The sequence below is a fragment of the Neisseria sp. RH3002v2f genome, from assembly GCF_014596375.1.
Classification (GTDB): Bacteria; Pseudomonadota; Gammaproteobacteria; order Burkholderiales; family Neisseriaceae; genus Neisseria; species Neisseria cinerea.
Genome location: NZ_MAYZ01000020.1, coordinates 142,018 through 159,705, shown reverse-complemented (window position 1 = coordinate 159,705; position 17,688 = coordinate 142,018). Strand labels below are relative to the sequence as shown.

At 50.3% G+C, this 17,688-nt stretch carries 20 protein-coding genes and 2 pseudogenes; 4 read left to right on the top strand and 18 right to left on the bottom strand.

The window, feature by feature from the left end; genetic code table 11:
- Nucleotides 1-62: 62 nt before the first annotated feature.
- The 3 genes from BBW69_RS04740 to BBW69_RS04730 form a co-directional block, all read right to left on the bottom strand.
- Nucleotides 63-497 carry a biopolymer transporter ExbD gene (locus BBW69_RS04740; RefSeq protein ID WP_107960641.1) on the bottom strand — a complete coding sequence of 145 codons (435 nt, stop codon included), beginning with the start codon at nucleotides 495-497 and terminating at the stop codon, nucleotides 63-65.
- Between the two features lie 4 nt (nucleotides 498-501).
- Nucleotides 502-1,161, bottom strand: a complete 660-nt coding sequence (locus tag BBW69_RS04735) for a MotA/TolQ/ExbB proton channel family protein (RefSeq protein ID WP_003677893.1) — start codon at nucleotides 1,159-1,161, stop codon at nucleotides 502-504.
- 66 nt (nucleotides 1,162-1,227) lie between these two features.
- Nucleotides 1,228-2,076 (bottom strand): energy transducer TonB, encoded by an 849-nt coding sequence (locus tag BBW69_RS04730; protein ID WP_188210576.1) that lies wholly within the window; start codon nucleotides 2,074-2,076, stop codon nucleotides 1,228-1,230.
- Nucleotides 2,077-2,323: 247 nt separating this feature from the next.
- Between BBW69_RS04730 and BBW69_RS04725 the strand changes: the two genes are divergently transcribed.
- Nucleotides 2,324-2,974 carry a site-2 protease family protein gene (locus BBW69_RS04725; RefSeq protein WP_188210575.1) on the top strand — a complete coding sequence of 217 codons (651 nt, stop codon included), beginning with the start codon at nucleotides 2,324-2,326 and terminating at the stop codon, nucleotides 2,972-2,974.
- Between the two features lie 85 nt (nucleotides 2,975-3,059).
- Here the strand turns inward: BBW69_RS04725 and BBW69_RS04720 are convergent, their stop codons facing one another.
- Nucleotides 3,060-3,701, bottom strand: coding sequence for a GrxB family glutaredoxin (locus tag BBW69_RS04720; protein WP_188210574.1), 642 nt, complete (start codon nucleotides 3,699-3,701; stop codon nucleotides 3,060-3,062).
- Nucleotides 3,698-4,012 (bottom strand): hypothetical protein, encoded by a 315-nt coding sequence (locus tag BBW69_RS04715; protein ID WP_188210573.1) that lies wholly within the window; start codon nucleotides 4,010-4,012, stop codon nucleotides 3,698-3,700. Before BBW69_RS04715 ends, BBW69_RS04720 begins: the two co-directional genes overlap by 4 nt.
- On the opposite strand from BBW69_RS04715, the gene BBW69_RS04710 reads away from it, so the two are divergent.
- On the top strand, nucleotides 4,002-6,215 hold the full coding sequence (locus tag BBW69_RS04710; protein WP_188210572.1) for a bifunctional (p)ppGpp synthetase/guanosine-3',5'-bis(diphosphate) 3'-pyrophosphohydrolase: 2,214 nt from the start codon (nucleotides 4,002-4,004) through the stop codon (nucleotides 6,213-6,215). The two genes, BBW69_RS04715 and BBW69_RS04710, sit on opposite strands and share 11 nt — an antisense overlap.
- Before the next feature lie 61 nt (nucleotides 6,216-6,276).
- Here the strand turns inward: BBW69_RS04710 and BBW69_RS04705 are convergent, their stop codons facing one another.
- The 12 genes and pseudogenes from BBW69_RS04705 to dusB all read right to left on the bottom strand — a co-directional run bounded on the left by BBW69_RS04705 (nucleotide 6,277) and on the right by dusB (nucleotide 15,641).
- Nucleotides 6,277-6,825, bottom strand: coding sequence for a suppressor of fused domain protein (locus tag BBW69_RS04705; protein WP_188210631.1), 549 nt, complete (start codon nucleotides 6,823-6,825; stop codon nucleotides 6,277-6,279).
- Between the two features lie 80 nt (nucleotides 6,826-6,905).
- Nucleotides 6,906-7,451: a suppressor of fused domain protein gene (locus BBW69_RS04700; protein ID WP_188210571.1), complete on the bottom strand. Its 546-nt coding sequence runs from the start codon at nucleotides 7,449-7,451 to the stop codon at nucleotides 6,906-6,908.
- Complete coding sequence (locus tag BBW69_RS04695) at nucleotides 7,438-7,590, bottom strand: hypothetical protein (RefSeq protein ID WP_188210570.1); 153 nt, start codon at nucleotides 7,588-7,590, stop codon at nucleotides 7,438-7,440. The genes BBW69_RS04700 and BBW69_RS04695 overlap by 14 nt, the downstream gene beginning before the upstream one ends.
- Nucleotides 7,572-7,844 carry a hypothetical protein gene (locus BBW69_RS04690; protein ID WP_188210569.1) on the bottom strand — a complete coding sequence of 91 codons (273 nt, stop codon included), beginning with the start codon at nucleotides 7,842-7,844 and terminating at the stop codon, nucleotides 7,572-7,574. The genes BBW69_RS04695 and BBW69_RS04690 overlap by 19 nt, the downstream gene beginning before the upstream one ends.
- Nucleotides 7,845-8,001: 157 nt before the next feature.
- A complete protein-coding gene (locus BBW69_RS04685) occupies nucleotides 8,002-8,391 on the bottom strand; it encodes a hypothetical protein (protein WP_188210568.1) in 390 nt (129 codons plus the stop codon).
- A 2-nt stretch (nucleotides 8,392-8,393) separates the two neighbouring features.
- A pseudogene (locus BBW69_RS10125) lies at nucleotides 8,394-8,602 on the bottom strand (HNH endonuclease).
- Between the two features lie 21 nt (nucleotides 8,603-8,623).
- Nucleotides 8,624-11,227 carry an aminopeptidase N gene (pepN, locus tag BBW69_RS04675; protein WP_188210567.1) on the bottom strand — a complete coding sequence of 868 codons (2,604 nt, stop codon included), beginning with the start codon at nucleotides 11,225-11,227 and terminating at the stop codon, nucleotides 8,624-8,626.
- 138 nt (nucleotides 11,228-11,365) lie between these two features.
- The gene (locus BBW69_RS04670) at nucleotides 11,366-12,160 is read right to left on the bottom strand and encodes a 3'-5' exonuclease (RefSeq protein ID WP_004463709.1); all 795 of its coding nucleotides are present in this window, start codon (nucleotides 12,158-12,160) and stop codon (nucleotides 11,366-11,368) included.
- A 725-nt stretch (nucleotides 12,161-12,885) separates the two neighbouring features.
- Entirely contained in the window at nucleotides 12,886-13,773 is an 888-nt protein-coding gene (locus tag BBW69_RS04665) for a lipid A biosynthesis lauroyl acyltransferase (protein ID WP_188210566.1), read from the bottom strand.
- A gap of 49 nt (nucleotides 13,774-13,822) precedes the next feature.
- Nucleotides 13,823-14,359: a crossover junction endodeoxyribonuclease RuvC gene (ruvC, locus tag BBW69_RS04660; protein WP_101144344.1), complete on the bottom strand. Its 537-nt coding sequence runs from the start codon at nucleotides 14,357-14,359 to the stop codon at nucleotides 13,823-13,825.
- A 2-nt stretch (nucleotides 14,360-14,361) separates the two neighbouring features.
- Nucleotides 14,362-14,601, bottom strand: coding sequence for a Fis family transcriptional regulator (locus BBW69_RS04655; protein WP_002213092.1), 240 nt, complete (start codon nucleotides 14,599-14,601; stop codon nucleotides 14,362-14,364).
- A 29-nt stretch (nucleotides 14,602-14,630) separates the two neighbouring features.
- Nucleotides 14,631-15,641 (bottom strand): tRNA dihydrouridine synthase DusB, encoded by a 1,011-nt coding sequence (dusB, locus tag BBW69_RS04650; RefSeq protein WP_188210565.1) that lies wholly within the window; start codon nucleotides 15,639-15,641, stop codon nucleotides 14,631-14,633.
- Between the two features lie 214 nt (nucleotides 15,642-15,855).
- Here dusB and BBW69_RS04645 point away from each other — a divergent pair, with 214 nt between their 5' ends.
- Nucleotides 15,856-17,229 (top strand): DEAD/DEAH box helicase, encoded by a 1,374-nt coding sequence (locus BBW69_RS04645; RefSeq protein WP_188210564.1) that lies wholly within the window; start codon nucleotides 15,856-15,858, stop codon nucleotides 17,227-17,229.
- A 153-nt stretch (nucleotides 17,230-17,382) separates the two neighbouring features.
- On the opposite strand, the gene BBW69_RS04640 is transcribed toward BBW69_RS04645, so the two are convergent.
- Nucleotides 17,383-17,580: a hypothetical protein gene (locus tag BBW69_RS04640; protein WP_188210563.1), complete on the bottom strand. Its 198-nt coding sequence runs from the start codon at nucleotides 17,578-17,580 to the stop codon at nucleotides 17,383-17,385.
- On the opposite strand from BBW69_RS04640, the pseudogene BBW69_RS09985 reads away from it, so the two are divergent.
- Nucleotides 17,540-17,659 (top strand): annotated as a pseudogene (locus BBW69_RS09985) (oxidoreductase); the annotation flags it as partial. The gene BBW69_RS04640 and the pseudogene BBW69_RS09985 sit on opposite strands and share 41 nt — an antisense overlap.
- Nucleotides 17,660-17,688: the final 29 nt, after the last annotated feature.

The following is a 17,688-nucleotide window of genomic DNA, read 5'->3' as shown; positions in this document are numbered from 1 at the left end:
CCGACCGATACAAAAATGCCGTCTGAACAGATTTCAGACGGCATTCGTTCAAACGTCAAACTTTATTGAGCCTTGGTTTCCGTTACAAAACCGATTTTGGTAATCCCTGCCTGACGGGCGGCCTCCAACGCTTTGTTCACATAATCATATTCTACAGCCTTATCTGCCGCAATTGCCACAATCACGTTTTCATTCTGATCCTTGGCAGCTTTCAGACGGCTTTCCACTTCCTCGATTTCCACTTTGCTTGCAGAATCTCCGCCGACATAATAACCACCGTTTGCATCAATCGTCAGGCGCAAGGGATCTTTAGGCTGTTTATCCTGCTTGTTTGCCTGCTCGGACGCGGTTGGCAATTCCAAAGGAATGGAATGCGTCAGCACCGGCATGGTAATCATAAATACAATCAGCAAAACCAGCATCACGTCCACCAACGGCGTAACGTTGATGTCGGACATAGGCGAGTCATCGCCGGAATTCATCGAACCGAATGCCATTTCATTAATCCTTTTGGTTCAACAGGCGGACATGCAAATCATGCGCCATCGCATCCAAATCCTGAGTCAGCGTCTTCGCACCGCGGTTAAGGAAGTTGTACGCCAACACGGCAGGAATCGCCACAAACAGACCCGCCGCAGTAGAAACCAATGCCTCGCCGATCGGGCCGGCAACCGCCGCAATACTCATCTGTCCGCTTTGTCCGATATTGATCAGAGCATGGTAAATCCCCCAGACCGTACCAAACAGACCGATAAACGGTGCGGTTGCACCAATGGAAGCAAGCGCGGTCATGCCATAATCAAAGCGACGCATAATCTGAGCCATACTGTTGCGGATTTGAATGACCAAATACTCGTTCAAGGGCAGCGCCTGAGCCAATTTGGAAGCTTCATTTTGACGGTAGTTGCGGTACGACTGCAATGCCTCTTGCGCCAGTTTGGACAGGGGAGCGTCAACGGCACGCACTTTTTCAAGCGCATCGTTCAAAGACAAAGTATTGCTCATATGCTGCTTAACAACCATATTGCCTTTGCGAGCCTGATACAGCTTAATGCTGCGTAAAACAATCAGACACCATGTTACGATACTCATCAGCAACATCAACACAAACACACCGATCAGGACGACATCGCCTGATTCAAACACTAATTTCAAATCCATAATGATTCCAAAACTGATAAAAACAAATCAAAAATCCAAGCTGCCGCAAACTGCCGCGACAACAGCCTAATTCAATTCAAATTTAACGGGGACTTTAAACTCCGTCCAGGCATCCGCATGGAAATGCCCATTTTGCGCCGCCTTGCGTGCCGCATTGTCCAAACGGGAAAAACCGCTGCTTTTCACCACTTTGACGGACTCGACATGACCGCCCGGAGACACCATCACACTCAGGACAACCGTACCCTGTTCATCGTTTTCCATAGAAAGCGTAGGATAAGGCGGTCGCGGAATACTGCCGTTGGCACGCAGGGGATTGCCTTTGCTGCTGCCGGCACCTGTTCCGCCGCCGCTGCCGCCGGTTCCTTCCCCATGCTCGCCTTTGGCTCCGCCGCTGCCTTTACCGCTGCCTTCTCCGCGCCCCGTTCCGTCACCTTTGGTACCGGTTCCCTTACCTTCGCCCCCGCCGTTCTCGCTGCCGGCTTTGGCGGAAGTATTGCCGGGATGTTCGGCAGGTTTTTCAGACGGCTTCTCTACCGTTTTCTCAACCGGTTTGGGAGTCGGCTTCACTTCCGGCTTAGGCTCTGGTTTCGGTTTTTCTTCGGGTTTCGGCTTTTCCTTGGGCTGCTGAATATCTGTATCCGCCTTTTTTGTAACCACCGGCTTCAAAACCGGTTTGGGCGGCTCGACAGGTTTAGGCTGCTCAGGCTCGGGTTGTGGCTCAGGCGCAGCAGGCGCACCTGCGCCTTCGGGCGCACCATCCCCGCCCCCAAAATCACCGAGATCAACAAACTCGATATTTCCGGCATCCACCACAGGAGGCTTGTGCGCCTGCCAAAGCAATGCAACCATTGCCAAATGCAGCAGTGCAACAGAAACCACGACCGCAGGGGTTAAAATTCGTTCTTTATCCATAATTCGACCATAATAATGGCAACAATTCCTATTTGCAACCTATTTTTTATAATTTGTTGTCATGTGAACGCCTGCTTCATTCATAGGCAAACCGTGTTTAAACGCGGTATTACAGCAAATCATCAGATAATAGGTTGGCAGAAAAAATGATTCCGTCTGATTTCTTATTCCAATAAAATCAGGTTAGATGGTATATTGCTGTTTTCAGCCGCCAGTAACTGCATACCACCTGTTTTAAAGGAAAATCATGTTTCGGAATTTTGACTTGGGCGTATTCTTGCTTGCCGTCCTGCCCGTACTGCTTGCCATTACCATCAGGGAGGTGGTACGCGGCTATACGGCGCGCTACTGGGGAGACAACACTGCCGAACAATACGGCAGGCTGACACTGAACCCCCTGCCTCATATCGACTTGGTCGGCACGGTAATCTTTCCGCTGATTACGTTGATGTTCACACCGTTTCTATTTGGTTGGGCACGTCCTATCCCTATCGATTCGCGCAACTTCCGCAACCCGCGTCTTGCCTGGCGTTATGTTGCAGCATCCGGTCCGCTGGCAAATCTGGCAATGGCGTTTTTGTGGGGGCTAATTTGGGTATTGGCCCCATTCATCGGCGACGCATACCAAATGCCGCTGGCAAAAATGGCAAATTACGGCATCCTGATTAACGCCATTCTGTTTGCGCTCAACATCATTCCCATCCTGCCTTGGGACGGCGGCATTTTCATCGACACCTTCCTGCCGGCGAAATATTCGCAAGCGTTCCGCAAAATCGAACCCTATGGGACGTGGATTATCCTGCTGCTTATGCTGACCGGGATTCTAGGGGCATTTATCGCCCCTGTCGTACAGCTGGTTATGATACTGGTTCAATCCCTCATCGGATGGTTTATTTGAATTTACGGTTTTCGGGCGGTACGGCCGTATTTGCCAACTACAGGAAAACGCAGCAAGGCTTTCCTGCCTGCTGCGTTTTCCTGTTTTACAATGCCCTGTCAAAATAAAGCGGCACGCCTGATTTTTCACTCATCGTCATCAGATAACCCATCACCTTTTGAGGCCATTCGATTCCCCGCACTACGGTCAGGTTGCGCAAAATAGGAAAAACCAAAATATCCTCCATGCCGATTTCTCCGTTTATGCCGTCTGAAACTTCATGTATCAGACCGTCCAAATCGTTCAGATCTTCATGGATGCGTTCAAGATATTGGGCGGTTTTATTCAGATTGGCAGAAAAGCTTCCGATGTTTTTCTCTTTTTTATCTGTAAAATATTTAACCGCTTCGGCAGTAGCGAACTCGGGCAGACCGATTTTAACAGTACGCGGCTGAACCAGTTTGTTGTTGTAACTGCCGACTTTGTCCAGCCATGTCTGTATTTCGGGGCGGATTTCATTTTTCAGACGACCCTCTCGGTCAAGATAACGGACAATGTCCAAACTCTCGCCCATAAACGAACCGTCTTCTTTTTGTAGGATGGGCACTTGTTTCGCGCCAATCATGCCGATAGGCGTTGCCTCATCGTCGTTTGCCATCACGACTTCTTCAACGTCAGCACCAAACAGCCCGGCAGCCATCCGCGCACGCACGCAAAACGGGCAATGGTCGTAAATATACAGCTTCATCGGATACTCCTTTCATGTTCGTCAAACGGACAAACCTTATCACTTAAGGTCGCCTGAAACAACTGCCGACAGCCGATTCGCTTGAGTCCGATACAAAATCGCTCCATCCAAACCCCAAAGAGGGATTTTCCAATGCGCCGAATCATGAAGAAAATCGGTTTTGCGCACTCAATACCGTCTGCCGTTTCTTTGTTTGAAAGCCGATTCACGATACATACAACATCCCGCAAAACAGCCAGCAAATCTCCTTTACAACCTGTTACAATAAACCTGTTTTTATCGAAACGAAAAGACACCATCATGACCACCATCAGCCCGATTCAAGACACGCAAAGCGCGACTCTGCAAGAATTGCGCGAATGGTTCGACAGCTACTGCGCCGCGCTGCCGGACAACGATAAAAACCTCATCGGTACCGCATGGTCGCTGGCGCAGGAACACTATCCCGCCGATGCCGTCACACCGTATGGCGAGCCGCTGCTCGACCACTTCCTCGGCGCGGCGCAGATGGTCCATGAACTCGACCTACTCCCCGATGCCGTTGCCGCAACGCTGCTTGCCGATATCGGACGCTACGTCCCCGACTGGAATCTATTGGTTTCCGAACGCTGCAACAGCACCGTCGCCGAGCTGGTCAAAGGTGTGGACGAAGTGCAGAAGCTCACCCACTTCGCCCGTGTGGACAGCCTCGCCACGCCCGAAGAGCGCGCCCAACAAGCCGAAACCATGCGTAAAATGCTGCTGGCGATGGTTACCGACATCCGCGTCGTGTTGATCAAGCTCGCCATGCGCACCCGCACCATGCAGTTTCTCAGCGAGGTTCCCGACAGCCCCGAAAAACGTGCCGTCGCCAAAGAAACCCTCGACATCTTCGCCCCGCTCGCCAACCGTTTGGGCGTGTGGCAGCTCAAATGGCAGCTCGAAGACCTCAGCTTCCGCCATCAAGAACCCGAAAAATACCGCGAAATCGCGCTGCTTTTGGACGAAAAACGCACCGAACGCCTCGAATACATCGAAAACTTCCTCAACATCCTGCGCGGTGAACTCAAGAAATACAACGTTCACTTCGAAGTAGCCGGCCGCCCGAAGCACATCTACTCCATTTACAAAAAAATGGTGAAGAAAAAACTCAGCTTCGACGGGCTGTTCGACATCCGTGCCGTGCGGATTCTGGTTGATACCGTCCCCGAGTGTTACACCACGCTGGGCATCGTCCACAGCCTCTGGCAGCCCATCCCCGGCGAGTTCGACGACTACATCGCCAACCCCAAAGGCAACGGCTATAAAAGTTTGCACACCGTCATCGTCGGCCCCGAAGACAAAGGCGTGGAAGTGCAAATCCGCACCTTCGACATGCACCAATTCAACGAATTCGGTGTCGCCGCCCACTGGCGTTATAAAGAAGGCGGCAAGGGCGATTCCGCCTACGAACAGAAAATCGCCTGGTTGCGCCAACTCTTGGACTGGCGCGAAAACATGGCGGAAAGCGGCAAGGAAGACCTCGCCGCCGCTTTCAAAACCGAGCTTTTCAACGACACGATTTACGTCCTGACCCCGCACGGCAAAGTCCTCTCCCTGCCCACCGGCGCCACCCCCATCGACTTCGCCTACGCCCTGCACAGCAGCATCGGCGACCGTTGCCGCGGCGCGAAAGTCGAAGGGCAAATCGTGCCGCTGTCCACCCAGCTTGAAAACGGACAACGCGTCGAAATCATTACCGCCAAAGAAGGGCATCCTTCCGTCAACTGGCTCTATGAAGGCTGGGTCAAATCCAGCAAGGCAATCAGCAAAATCCGCGCCTACATCCGTCAGCAAAACGCCGACACCGTGCGCGAAGAAGGCCGCGTCCAACTCGACAAGCAGCTTGCCAAACTCACGCCCAAGCCCAACCTGCAAGAGCTTGCCGAAAACCTCGGCTTCAAAAAACTCGACGATCTCTATACCGCCATCGGACAAGGCGAAATTTCCAACCGCGCCATCCAAAAAGCCTGCGGCAAGTTAAACGAACCGCCGCCCGTGCCCGTCAGCGAAACCACCATCGTCAAACAGTCCAAAATCAAAAAAGGCGGCAAAAACGGCGTTCTCATCGACGGCGAAGACGGCTTGATGACCACGCTTGCCAAATGCTGCAAACCCGCGCCGCCCGACGATATTGTCGGCTTCGTTACCCGCGAACGCGGCATTTCGGTACACCGCAAAACCTGCCCCTCTTTCCAACACCTCGCCGAACAAGCACCCGAAAAAGTGTTGGACGCAAGCTGGGCGGCGTTGCAGGAAGGGCAAGTGTTCGCCGTCGATGTCGAAATCCGCGCCCAAGACCGCTCAGGACTTTTGCGCGACGTATCCGACGCACTTGCCCGCCATAAACTCAACGTTACCGCCGTGCAAACCCAGTCCCGCGACTTGGAAGCCAGCATGAGGTTCACTCTCGAAGTGAAGCAAGTCAACGACCTCCCGCGCGTCCTCACCAGCCTCGGAGATGTCAAAGGCGTATTAAGCGTTACCCGGCTTTAAATACAAAAATGCCGTCTGAAGGTCGGATAACGCTTCAGACGGCATTTTGATTACCGGTTTTTTATCCGGCCTGCCAGACAGTACTCGCACGATTTATATCTAAATAATCAATACCCGCTTCATCGAATTTCGTTTCCAATTCTTCTACCGAATGAGTATCTAGAAAAAGCCTCTCTTGATGAGTAATCGGCAATAACCAGAAAAATCGGACATTATCCATATATTCCAACTCTTGCCCATAAGGATAAGGCAGAGAAATCAGAAAATGCCGAAAGGACGATTGATCGACCCACGGTCTGCCGATATTGACCGTTTTTCCTAATTGAAATCGATCGGGATAATGCATACTTGCCGATGCCAGCATTGCCAAGGTCTCAATATGTTCGGGCGTTTCAAACGGGCTGACGATAAAAAACTCCTGTCCTAAAAATGAGCCTATCCCAGAGCTGACATAAACCCAAGGCTCATCTGCATGATTAGGAATCACTTGGAAAACTTGGAAATCGGGAAGTTCTTCAACAATCCTTCCTAAAGCCCAAGTAAATCCTTTAATTTCATGATGTTTCCAAAAATTTTGCAAATGAGATAAAACAGTTTGATTATAGTCCATGCTTTTTAGCCTGTTTTCAAAGGTCGCCTGAAACCTGAAACAAGGTTTTTCAGACGGCATTGACCGTTTGAAGAAGGTATTTACCAAGCAAACGGTTTCCGATTCATATCCGAAAGGTTGTCAACTTCATTATCCAGCAAGAACCGTTCAAAAGCATTCCAACCCTTTTTTTCCACCAATTCTGCTTCCTGTTTATACAACGGGACAAGCAAAGGGAAAACGATATTGCAGTGTTCTCCATAACAGACCTGAAAATCATCGTCGAAATAAAATGGGGCGGAAACATACAGTGCATCCATTTTGCTACCTTCGATAATTACCCTGGGTAATTGAATAATTTCACCTCTTAAAATAGGTTGTCTATTGTCAATCAAATATTCAGCCACTCCTGATAGAAAAGCTGCAATATTTTCTTTATTCCATTCTTCAGAACAGGTAAAAATTAATTCAAACCTACTCTTATAGTTCAAGTCATATCGATTTAAGCCTAAAGTAGAAAAAGTAGTTACCCCTTTATATGGTTGTGATGGGAAGACGGAAACGCTGAGATGATAACGTCGATCCAAGCATTTTATACCGCTTTCGATTTCACCCAAATAATGTTCTAAATGTTCAACTATAATCATTTTTTCTTAAAACTTTCATCCCTATCCCGGCAAGACGTAGGCTGTTTTGGGCTCCAATACCGACTTTTTTATTAACGGAAATGCCGTCTGAAAAATAAAGCAGCATCTTGATTTTGCCGCCTAAGGACTTTGCATCCATTCCTCTTTGCTGATTCCAAATTCAAACTCCGCCTGTTCAAATGCCGAATCTAATGTGTCATGATAAGTATCCGTTTGTTCCTGACCAGTCTCATCCAAATAAAACAAATAAAATCCTTGGTCATCTTCATATTGAACAATACTTAAAGCAACAGGTTTGGGAAGTATCCCCATTGGAGTGCGATGAATCGTTCTAATAGTAAAATCTTTATTTTCATCTAAGATGACTTTGAATAATTCTTTTACACTCATCATTCTTCAATCCCGAATAATTGTTACTACACTATTTTCTATTACACGTCCATTGGGTTTTTAGATTTTCCTTTGCGGTCAAACGCTACTTTAGTTACCTGTTTTGTATCAAAAATGCCGTCTAAAAGCCGAATATCGTTTCAGACGGCATTTTGACTGTTTAAAGCGGAGGCAGTTCTACAAACGGAAAGAAATGCTGAAACTTCTGATAAATTTCAGGATGTTTTTTTAAGGCTTTTAATGCTTTTTCTTTTGAAATAGGCGGATCATAGACATCTATCCCCCTTAAGAAGGCAATGCCGGTCAAGGCATTTTTTTTCGATTTCGGCAGGCTGGAACTCGGAGCAAAACCTACAATATTGCCAATATCGCCAATTCCTACATCGAAGTCCGCCAAGTCAAAAATATAAAAAGGGATGTCCTCGATGGGCATATCGCGTATTACTTGTTCAATCCATAACTTGAATTCATTTAAATCAATAGACTGAGAGAATAAGCATTTAATTGCAAATCCTAAATCATCACTATCCTCTTTTATGATTTTCCACATAGTTACTTTCCTTTACTCATCGCTCTCCAACCGATATGTCCGGTATCATGATGCAAGTCTTCATTAATCAATTGCATCCTTCCAGTATCTTGATGATGATGCCAAGTGTAGCCGGTATTTCAGATGTTCCTTTGCTGTTAAACGCTCTTTTAGTTACCTGCTTTGTATCAATAATGCCGTCTGAAAAGCGGAATGGGCTTTCAGACGGCATTGTTTTTTCTGTTTGACGGCCTCAATCCAAAATCTTGCCGACGATTTCGCCCACGTCTTTCGACAATCCTTCCTGCGCCCGAATGCGCTGCAATTCTTGTTTCACCCAGTTTTTGCGGTGCGGCTCGAGCTTGTTGCAGAGGTTGAACGCCTGCACCAAACGGGCGGCGACCTGCGGGTTGAAGCGGTCGATTTCGATGACTTTGTCGGCGATGAAGCGGTAGCCGCTGCCGTCTTCTGCGTGGAAATGCGGGACGTTGCGGCTGAAGCTGCCGATAAGCGATCGGGCTTTGTTGGGGTTTTCGATACTGAATTTCGGATGCTGCAAGGCGGTTTGAACCTGTTGCAGGGTGTCGCTGCGGCGGCTTGAGCCGACGAGGGCGAAATATTTGTCCATCACCAGCGCGTCGTCTGAAAACTTGTCGGCAAACTGCGCCAGCAGGCGGTTGCGCGTATCGCTTTCGTTGCCGTTGACGGCAGACAGGATGCCCCATTCGTGGGTCATGTTTTGCGCCATTTCGCCGTATTTTTCGGCAACGGTTTCGATGTGCGCGGGGTCGGCGCGCAGGACGAAGGCGCGGCAGACGTTGCGCAGCGTGCGCCAGCCGGCGGCTTCGGGGCTGTACTCGTAGCTTTGATTTTCCTGCTGCGCCGCCTGACGGTTCAATTCGTGCCATTTCGGCAGGAAGCGGACGGCAAGCGTATCCAATAAGGCTTCGCGCGCCTGATGGTAGCGCAGCGGGTCGATGTTTTCCGCGCCATCCCACAATTCGGCTTCGGACGGCACGCCCAAAAGCAGGGCTTTGAAGGCGTTGTCCAAGAGGTCGTCTGAAATGACTTTTTCGACGGCGGCAAGCAGTTTTCCATGTTTCGGCAACTCGACGCCGTCTGAAATCGCGGCGAGGTTGGCAGCGACGGCGCGGCGATAGAGCGTTTGCGCGGCTTCCCAGCGCGTGAAGGCATCGCTGTCGTGGGCAAGCAGGAGCAGCAGGTCGTCGTCGCTGTACGGATAATTCAAATGCACCGGCGCGCTGAACCCGCGCAACAGCGAGGGAACGACGGCTTCGGTTACACCTTCGAGCGGGAAGGTTTGTTCGGCTTCGGTCAGCAGCAACACGGCTTCGGTTGCGCGTTTGCCCTGATAATCGAATGCCACCGCTTCGCCGTTGCGGTTCAGCAGCCCGATTTTGACGGGAATCATCATCGGCTGCTTGTCCGCCATATCGGGCGTAGGCGGCACGGTTTGTTTAATGGTCAACTCGAAAACATTGTTTTTCAGACGACCTTCCACTTCCAAAACGGGCGTGCCCGCCTGGCTGTACCACAAGGCGAACTGGTCGAGATTGATGCCGTTCGCGTCCACCATCGCCGCGCGGAAATCGTCGCAGGTAACGGCCTGCCCGTCGTGGCGTTGGAAATAGAGCTTCATGCCTTTTTGGAAGCCCTCTTCGCCGAGCAGGGTGTGATACATCCGCACCACTTCCGCGCCTTTTTCATAAACGGTCATGGTGTAGAAATTGTTCATCTCCTCATAGCTGGCGGGGCGCACCGGATGCGCGGTCGGGCCTGCGTCTTCGGGGAACTGGTGCTGGCGCAGCAGGCGGATGTTTTCGATGCGGCGCACGGCGCGGCTGGCGCGGTCGCCGGAAAACTCTTGGTCGCGGAACACGGTCAGCCCTTCCTTCAGCGAAAGCTGGAACCAGTCGCGGCAGGTAACGCGGTTGCCCGTCCAGTTATGGAAATATTCGTGTCCGACCACGGATTCGATGCCTTCGAAATCGGTATCGGTGGCGGTACGGCTGTCGGCGAGGACGAACTTGGTGTTAAAAATGTTCAAACCCTTGTTTTCCATCGCGCCCATATTGAAATCGCCCACGGCGACGACCATAAAAATATCCAAGTCGTATTCCAAACCGAAACGCGTTTCGTCCCACTTCATCGCGTTTTTCAATGATTCTACGGCAAAGCCAACCTTGGGCTTGTCGGCTTCGGTGGTGTAAAACTCGATTTTGACGTTTCTGCCGCTCATGGTGGTGAAACAGTCTTCCGTTACCGCCAAATCGCCCGCGACCAAGGCAAACAGATAGCTCGGTTTGGCAAACGGGTCTTCCCATTTCACCCAATGGCGTTCGTCTGAAAACTCGCCGCCGTCGATTTTATTGCCGTTGGAGAGCAAAACGGGATAGCGTTTTTTGTCCGCAACGATGGTGGTCGTGAATTTGGACATCACATCCGGACGGTCGATGTAGAACGTGATTTTGCGGAAGCCCTCCGGCTCGCACTGGGTAAACAGATTGCCGCCGGAAGCATACAGCCCCATCAGCGATTTGTTTTCCGCCGGCAGGATTTCGGTTTCCACTTCGACGGTGAAACGTTCGGACGGCACGCCCGCAATCGTCAGCGTCTCGCCTTCCAACATATAATCCGCCGCAACGCCGTTGATTTTGACGGACAAGAGTTTCGCCGAACCGTCCAACACCAGCGGCTCTCCTACCCTCTGCGGCTCAACCGTCAAACGGGATTTCACGACGGTTTGCGGTTCGGCAATATCAAAATGCAGGTCGGTTTCGAGAATGCGGTAGGCAGGCGTTTGGTAATCTTTCAGATAACGGACGGTTTTGCTCATTTTTTTCTTTCAATATTATTTGGTTTGATAAGGAAAACCGGTTTCAGACGGCATGGGCAAACTCTGCACCGATATGCTGTATGAAACCGAAACATCAGTGCGGACGCACCGTCAAACAACCGGTTTTAATTTCAATCTTTATTTCCACGCTTGGACAAACTCTTCCCAATGCTGCTTGTCCCCGGCTTGTGCGGACAGGTAATTCCTAATCCGTTTGATTTCCATTTCGTATTCATCCGCATCAAACCTTCCGCTAACCAAACAGAAACGCAGGTACATCAGATAGGTATTTACCGCATCGGTTTCACAATAATTGCGGATTTCCTTCAATTTACCAGCATGGAATGCCTCCCAGACCTTGCTGCCGTCCATACCCAATTTACCCGGAAAACCGCACAGTTTCGCCATATCGTCCAGCGGCACGTTTGCCCTCGGCTGATAAAGTGCGAGCAAATCCATCAAATCGCAGTGGCGTTGGTGATAACGGCTGATATAGTTGTTCCACTTGAAATCGCGGCTGTCTCCAAATTCACCTTCGCCCATATCCCAATAACGTGCGGCACTGATGCCGTACAGCAATGAACGGTAATGCAGGACAGGCAAATCGAACCCGCCCCCGTTCCAACTGACCAGCTGCGGCGTATGTTTTTCAATCAACTCGAAAAATTTGGCAATGACCACTTCCTCGCCGTCATCCATCTCGCCGATTGTACCGACATGGACTTTATCCTGCCCCCAACGCATGCAGCACGAAATCGCCACAACCTGATGAAGATGATGCTGCATAAAATCTCCGCCTGTCTGAGCACGGCGTTTTTGCTGGGCAAACAGCACCACTTCATCGTCGGGCAACGAGGACGGCAGCTCGTACAATGTTCGGATACCCTGGACATCAGGTACGGTTTCAATATCGAAAGCCAAAATCGTGGTCATGACAGCACCTTGTATTTAAAACGGATGCGCCTATTGTGTCATTAAAAGGACGATAAAAAAAGAGGCAACCCCCCACAGGATTGCCCCAATACCTCAAATCAGAGATTTACGCTTCACAAACAATACAGGCTTCCGCCTGCGGCTTTACCTGCGCAGCTCAACTCTACGCCGGTAAACTTTCGTTTCACCATTTCCGATGAAACGCCAACCAGTCATAAAACTGACCGGCACATCCTTTCAGACGGCATTTCTTGGCTGCGTCTGTAATTCCATGTAGCGAAATGTACGCTATTTTTTACAGTTTGCCAAGCATTTTTTACAAAATTGATATAGAAGCGTTTACCTTATAAAATAGTGAATTTTTTGATTTTTTAGATTAAAATTCTAATAATTTATTTAAATTGATACTTAATTTTATAATATCTATATATTTGACAATATATTTCTTAAGTTAGCACCGAGCAAAATAACGGTTATTGAATAGTGATTTGCAACATTTTGTTTTTAAAGGAAATTAATTTTAATATATTAACTATATCGATAGAATATATTCATTGATTTATCATGTATTCTCCAAATTTTCTTTGAAATCTATTTTTAAAATTAGAAAATATTATTTTTTAGGCACTTAAATAACAGCAATTATTAAATACTTCTGTTTATATAATTCAATTTTTCGCATTTAAAAAAACAATCGCAAAACTCAATTTTCCCTTAACAGTTCATTATGTAGTTTCATGTAATTTGTAAAAATCCTGTACACCTTCCGGACGGGTTTTAAAACGCTTGTGCAGCCAAAAATATTGTTCCGGATGTTCGCGCACCCTGTCTTCGATAAAACGGTTCATGCGCTGCGCGTCGGCTTGCGCATCTTCACTCGGAAATGACTCCCAAGCAGGGTAGAAATGCAATGTAACCGTATTGTCCGCCTCCCTGACGGGGATGGCGGGAATCACTTTAGCATTTGCAATGGCGGCTATACGGCTCAAACCGGTAATCGTTGCCGTCTGAATACCGAAGAAATCTACAAAAACCGACTCATTGCGTCCGAAATCCTGATCGGGAAGATACAAAAACGGCGCACTGCTTTTGCGGAACTGCCTGATGATGGCGCGTAAACCTTCCGTACGGCCGATTAGAAAAACATTGTTATAGCGGTTGCGGCCTTTCAAAATCTGTTCGTCCAACATCTTATTTTTTTGATGGGAATACATACTGATCAGCGGAACATCCTGATTAAGCGCGTATACTGCCATCTCGAACGCGGTAAAGTGCGGATACAGGATGATGACTTTTTCCCCTGCCGACAATGCCTCATCCAGATAATGTTTGTTGCGGTAACGCACCAGCGACTTCAAACGTCCTGCGGGCGCATACCAGTATAAACCGTACTCCAGCATCAACTTCGCCATGTGTTTGAAATGCTGCTTCAATACGGTTTTACGCTTTTCCTCACTCCATTCGGGAAAACATTTTGCCAAATTGATTTCCCCAACCCTTCGGCGGGGTTTGACCAGACGGTAGGCAAGCAAACCCGTCAGGTCGGCAAGTTTGTGCAGCAGCGCAAACGGCAAAAACCGCAGGACATACAAAATAAAAAATATGAACTTCATCTTGATACACATTTCCTTTTCAGGGAGATAACGAAAATGCCGTCTGAAACTATTGGAATCTGCCGCGCTTGACCTGCATCCCGGAAGGGCTGAGTTTGGACGCAAGCCCATGGTTGCGCAAGGCATGGGTCAAGGCCACCGCCAAACCGTCGGCGGCATCCGACTGAGGAGTTCCCGATAAGCCGAGCATCTGCACCACCATATGCTGCACCTGTTCTTTTGCCGCCTTACCCTTGCCGACTACCGCCTGTTTGACCTGCAAAGCAGTGTATTCCGAAACGGGCAAACCATGGCTGACCAGAGCCGCCAATGCCGCACCCCTAGCCTGCCCCAACATCAGCGTCGATGCCGGATTGACGTTGACGAAAACCTGTTCCACTGCCGCCTGTTGAGGTTTGTAAACGGTAACGACTTCGCCGATATGCCGCACAATCACGGCAATCCTGTCTGCCAGTGCGGCATTGGCGGGCGTTTTGATGCAGCCTGAGGCAACATAAAAATGATCCCGCCCCCTGACATCGATGACACCGAAACCCGTTACGCGGCTGCCCGGGTCGATGCCTAAGATACGGACGGTTGCAGCCATATTCACAGCAAACCGTGTTGAATCAGTTTTTTACGCAAGGTATTGCGGTTCAGTCCCAACATGACGGAGGCTTTGGACTGATTACCGCCACATTGCTCCATCACACACACCAGCAGCGGTTTTTCCACCTGATGCAATACCATATCGTACACGCCGCAAGGTTCGGTACCGTTCAGGTCTTTGAAATATTGTTCTAAATTTTGTCTGATGCATTGAGAAATATCGGGAAGGGTATGGGGCATGATTGCACTTTCAAAGGATAATCAAGTGTTCAGAAGGCATTTGGGCGGTAGGCGCACGCCCAACTGTCGGTTTTTTCGGCAAGTCTTTCAAGATAACCTGCAAGCATGTCGTATTGCGCCGCCGCACTGTCCAAGTAGTTGATTTCACGACGTGTCTGTTCGCCGTCGGGCATTTCGTCGATGTACCAACCTATGTGTTTGCGTGCGATGCGCACACCGGCGGTCTCACCATAAAACGCGTGCATGGCTCGGATGTGGTTCAAAATAGTGGCAGTGCATTCTGCCAAACTCAAAGCAGGCGGTAAAACACCGTGTTCGGCGTAATGTTTCAAATCGCGGAAGAACCACGGTCTGCCTTGTGCGCCTCGCCCTATCATGATGCCGTCTGCGGCGGTTTGTTTGAGGACGGCTTGGGCTTTTTGCGGCGAAGTAATGTCGCCGTTGACCCAAACCGGGATGTTCAGACGGCATTTGGTTTCGGCAATCAGGTCGTAAGTCGCTTCGCCTTTGTACATTTGCGTGCGAGTGCGTCCGTGGACGGCAAGGGCGGCAATGCCGCAATCTTCGGCGATGCGGGCGACGGCAGGCAGGTTTTTGTGGTCATCGTGCCAGCCCAAACGGGTTTTGAGGGTAACGGGAACGTCCACCGCGCGGACGACGGCTTCGAGAATGGCAGCAACCAGCGGCTCGTTCTGCATCAGCGCGCTACCGGCTTGGACATTGCAGACTTTTTTAGCGGGACAGCCCATGTTGATGTCGATAACCTGCGCCCCGAGGCTGACGTTGTAACGCGCGGCATCCGCCATCTGCTGCGGATCGCTGCCGGCAATCTGCACAGCGGCGACACCGCCTTCATCGGTAAAATCACTGCGGTGCAGGGTCTTTTTAGTATTTCTAAGCGTCGGGTCGCTGGTCAGCATTTCGCACACCGCCCAACCTGCGCCAAAATCTCGGCAAAGTCGGCGGAACGGTTTGTCCGTAATGCCCGCCATCGGGGCGAGTGCGATGGGATTGTCGATAAAATAGCCGCCGATGTGCATAATGGGTCCGCGTTTCCAAAAAGTGCGACATTGTACATTTTTTAAGCAAAATTTCCAATCTCTGCCTGCGCCCGCGATTGGGGCACGTGTCGTTTTATGGCATAATCCGCACACAGATTTCCTGCCCCGCCGCTCACAGGCGGGCAGTTTACTTTCCCCATCCTATCGGTTTCCCGTTTCAGACGGCATAACGTCTGAAAGAAAGACTACAATCATGAGTAATCCATTTTCCTCTTTAGGTTTGGGTACGGAACTCGTTTCCGCGCTGACCGCGCAAGGTTACGAAAACCCGACGCCCATCCAAGCCACCGCCATTCCCAAAGCACTCGCCGGTCATGATTTACTAGCCGCCGCCCAAACCGGCACAGGCAAAACCGCTGCCTTTATGCTGCCCAGTCTGGAACGCCTCAAACGCTACGCCACCGCCAGCACCTCGCCCGCGATGCACCCCGTGCGTATGCTCGTGTTGACCCCGACGCGCGAACTCGCCGACCAAATCGACCAAAACGTGCAGGGCTATATTAAAAATCTGCCGCTGCGGCATACCGTCCTCTTCGGCGGTGTCAACATGGACAAACAAACCGCCGACCTGCGTGCCGGCTGCGAAATCGTCGTCGCCACAGTCGGACGGCTCCTAGACCATGTGAAACAGAAAAACATCAGTTTAAACAAAGTCGAAATCGTCGTTCTGGACGAAGCAGACCGCATGTTGGATATGGGGTTCATCGACGACATCCGCAAAATCATGCAGATGCTGCCCAAACAACGCCAAACCCTGCTCTTTTCCGCCACCTTCTCCGCACCGATACGCAAACTGGCGCAAGACTTCATGAATGCGCCCGAAACCGTCGAGGTTGCCGCCCAAAACACCACCAACGCAAATGTCGAGCAGCACATCATCGCGGTCGATACCATTCAGAAGCGCAACCTGCTCGAACGCATGATTGTCGATCTGCACATGCCCCAGGTTATCGTCTTTTGCAAAACCAAACAGAGCGTCGACCAGGTAACGCGTGATTTAATCCGCCGCAACATCTCCGCACAGGCGATACACGGAGACCGTTCCCAACAGAGCCGGCTCGAAACACTCAACGCCTTCAAAGACGGTAGCCTGCGCGTACTTGTCGCCACCGACATCGCCGCGCGGGGGCTGGACATTGCCGAACTGCCCTTCGTCATCAATTACGAAATGCCCGCCCAGCCCGAAGACTACGTCCACCGCATCGGGCGCACGGGGCGCGCGGGCGCGGACGGCGTGGCGATTTCCCTGATGGACGAATCCGAACAGAAAATGTTTGAAGCCATTAAAGAACTGACCGGCAACAAGCTGCTCATCGAACGCATCGAAGGCTTCGAGCCCCGATGGTGGGAACAGGAAGGCTCAAAACCGGAAAAAACCGAAACAAGCGAACCGAGACAACGCAACCGCTACGAATCCGCCAAGGCTCAGCGCGAAAAAAATACCCGACCGGAAACCACGGCAAACGATGCGGGTGCCGCATGCGGAAAAATCGCCGGTCGCAGCCGCCGCAGCCGTCGGGAACACCAGCCGTGCGCCCTGCTCCAACCCCGTTACGGCGTAAAATAAACCGCCTGAAAACCGAATGCCGTCTGAACATTTCCGTTTCAGACGGCATTTTTCAAGCAAACTGCTTTATTTGTGCAAAATCGTCCGGCTAAAATAAATTTGTTCCTGAGACTTCCTTATCTGCACAACATTGTCACCCCCCTACTCAAACCATCAGGATTTCCCAATATCCCGCTCATTCGATGCCGCCTTAATCAGTGCAGGTTCGGCAGAATTGGCAGCATCCTCCCTGCTTTGCAAAAAAGGTTGTAAAGCCTGCGTATTGGAGCAACAGCATTTTCCGCGCCTTTTCATCGGGAAAGCCTGATACCGCATGATTTCTTCCATTTTGGCAGGATACGCATGGGACACCAAAAATCCGTTCGTAGCGAAACCCGAACAGCACCTGTCCGTCTTGTCAGAATGGATCGGTCAGTTAGAAACCGAATAAATCCGTACCGCCATACAAAATGCCGTCTG